The organism is Streptomyces phytophilus, from assembly GCF_013870535.1.
Taxonomy (GTDB): domain Bacteria; phylum Actinomycetota; class Actinomycetes; order Streptomycetales; family Streptomycetaceae; genus Streptomyces; species Streptomyces phytophilus.
In genome coordinates this window covers 1-2,669 of sequence record NZ_JACBXC010000856.1, presented here as the reverse complement: position 1 = coordinate 2,669, position 2,669 = coordinate 1, and the positions used below count along the sequence as shown (strand labels likewise).

2 protein-coding genes and 1 pseudogene are annotated in these 2,669 nt (G+C 74.4%); 1 reads left to right on the top strand and 2 read right to left on the bottom strand.

Features of this window, described 5'->3' with window-relative positions; all coding sequences use genetic code 11:
- Positions 1–159 (bottom strand): annotated as a pseudogene (locus H5J30_RS37540) (3-carboxy-cis,cis-muconate cycloisomerase); the annotation flags it as partial.
- The gene (locus H5J30_RS26260; protein WP_181789817.1) at positions 156–2,114 is read right to left on the bottom strand and encodes an FAD/NAD(P)-binding protein; all 1,959 of its coding nucleotides are present in this window, start codon (positions 2,112–2,114) and stop codon (positions 156–158) included. The pseudogene H5J30_RS37540 and the gene H5J30_RS26260, both read right to left, overlap by 4 nt.
- Positions 2,115–2,315: 201 nt before the next feature.
- Between H5J30_RS26260 and H5J30_RS26255 the strand changes: the two genes are divergently transcribed.
- Positions 2,316–2,669, top strand: a 354-nt coding sequence (locus H5J30_RS26255) for a hypothetical protein (protein ID WP_181789816.1), incomplete at its 3' end; no start/stop codon positions are given.

Genomic DNA, 2,669 nt, shown 5'->3' with positions numbered 1-2,669 from the left:
TACGGGCCTGGGCGCGGGCCAGCGCCGCCTCGGCGTCCAGCATCGCCTGCAGCCACGCCCGGTCCGACACGGCGGCCTCGACGGGGTGCCGGCCCGTACGGGGGACAGGAGGCCGGCGTCGGGGTCGGCGGCGGGGGCGGCGTCCGGGGACGGGGTCACGAAAGCTCCTCGGTGGTGTGGGGGCGCGGCCCGCCCGCGGGGGTGAGGGCGAGGACGGCGCGGGCGATGGCGTCGGAGTCGCCGAGCGTCACGGAGTTCACTCCGGGTCGTATGCCCGCTGCGGTCACCCAGTGCACGGCCTCGGTCGGCACGCCGTAGGCGAAGCGGCGGGGGTGGGCCTCGCCGGCGGCGTCGATCAGGGGGTACGGGCGCTCGCCGACGTCCAGTCCGCCGGTCACCACGTCGGCGCCGGAGTCGCTGGAGATGCGGTACGCGCGGCACTGGCCGGTGGCGAGGAGGTGGGTGAGCAGAGGGTCGGCGGTGCGCCGGATGTCGGGCTCCGGCAGCCGCGCCTCGATCAGCGCCGCGGCCCGCACCGGCGGGCCCTGCACCCGGCTGGACTCGGCGACGAACGCCGGTTCCTCGCCCGTACGGTCGATGCGTACGCGCAGCTCCGGGCCCATGAACTGCAGGATGCCGGCGTTGGCGAGCGCGATGGTCTCCTCGATCCGGGAGGGGGGCGGGCCGATGGACAGGTAGGCGTTCAGCGGCGTGTACCAGTTCTGCAGGTCGTCGCGGTACGAGATGCCCTCCAGGCCGCCGTGGTCGACGACGAGGCGGATCTCGTTGCGCAGGTCGCGCAGCACGTCGAGCGCGGCCTTCAGCGGTCCGCTGACGTTGCCCTCGCGGGCCTCGCGCACGTCGTCGGCGAGGTGGCCCAGCAGCCAGTCGCGGAACTCCGCGCGGCTGTGGAACTCGCGGGTCGCGTACGGGCGGTCGATACGGGTCCAGTCCCACCGGTCCGCGGCGGGTATCCCGTGCTCGTCGAGGAGCGCGGCCTCCACCTCGGCGGTGGGCGCGGCGAGGTACCGCGCGACGAACGCCTCCCGCTCCTCCTCCCGGCCCCGCGCCGCGAGGAGGGCGCCGTAGTAGACGCTCGCGACCTCCTTGGCGATCAGCGGCCACAGGTCGACGGCGAAGTACACCCGCCCGCCCGCGGTGCCGCGCTCGCGCAGCCTGGTGACGACCTCGGGGGTGAGCAGCCGCGGCTCGTAACGGCCGTGCGCGCCCTTCTCGTTGTGGCCGCGGGCGTGGTACGGGACCCCGCGCCGGGAGCCGGCGAAGAGCAGGGGCTCGCGGCCGGACGGCCGGTACACCAGCCGGTCGCCGCTGCGCTCGAACCGGCCGCCGCGGCCGGTGGTGAGCAGGGCGAGGTGGTCGAAGAAGTTCAGTCCGAGTCCGCGCAGTACCACGTTCTGACCGGGCCGGATCGTGGAGAGATCGGCGTCGGCGGGGTTGACGGGCGTGACGAGCACGAGTCCGCACTCGTCCGCCTCCCGCGCCAGTTCCTTCTCGCCCGCGGTGGCGCGCGCCGGCAGGTGCCCCTGGGCGAGGACGACGGCGTCGAGGCGGCGTAAGCGGGTGCCGTCGGCGAGGGTGAGGCACTGGCCGGCGGCGCCGTCCGCCTCCTCGTCGAGGGCGACCGCGGTGGACCGGTGCACCCGCACGGTCACGTGCGCCGGGGCGCCGGCCACCACCCGGCGGAAGGAGTCCCCCAGATAGTGCCCGTAGAACGCCCGCGTCGGGTAGTCGTCCGGCCCCAACTGCCGCGCCTCGGCCAGCGCCCCGCCCGGCAGCGGCGGGCCGGCCTCCTCGCCCCGTACGACGGATTTCGCCCACTCGTACAGGCTGGGCCCGGCCTCGATCGGCCCCTCCATCTCCACGCTGGCGTCGGTGTAGACGGTGACCTGGGAGGCGACGGTGTTCATCAGCAGCAGATCCGGCTGGTCGGTCCGCCAGACCCGGCCCGCCCCCGGCGGGTGCGGGTCGACGACGTGGATGCGCAACTCCTCGTGGGCGGGGGACTTGCGCTCGTTGGCGCAGATCCGCTCCAGGACCGACAGACCTCGCGGCCCGGCGCCGACGACGCAGACGTTCAACTGCCCGTTGGACATGGACACCTACTCCTCGGAGGCGACGTACAGGACCCTTACGGACGAGAGTTCCACAATGCCCGACCTCACAGCGATGACAAGTTCCTGTGAGGTAGGCGCGGGTGACACCGCGGCAAGGCGCTGACGTGCGGATTGCCGCGCGCCGGGACGCCGGGATGCGGTAGGAAGGCCGGGGCGGCCCAAGTCCAGGAGGTGGCGCGGGTGGAGAACGTCCTGCCGGGTGTGGTGGGGGCGCTCATCGGACTCGCGGGTGTGCTGCTCGGCGCGTACGCGACCGGGCGCAGCGAGGACCGGCGGTGGCTGCGGGAGCAGAAGCTGCGGAGCGCGGCCGACATGATCACGGCCGGGCTGCACCTGTACGAGGCGCAGCTGGAGCGCAGCGACCAGCGCCGGCAGACCACGGCGGACCGGGTCGCCTGGCTGGACAGGATGCAGACGGGCAGGTCGCACATCCACCTGCTGTGCGGCCCGGAGACGCGCGCGGCGGCGGACGCCTTCTCGGGGCTGGTGTGGCGGTACGAGGGCAGCCGGACGGCGTCGGACGAGGCGGAGGTG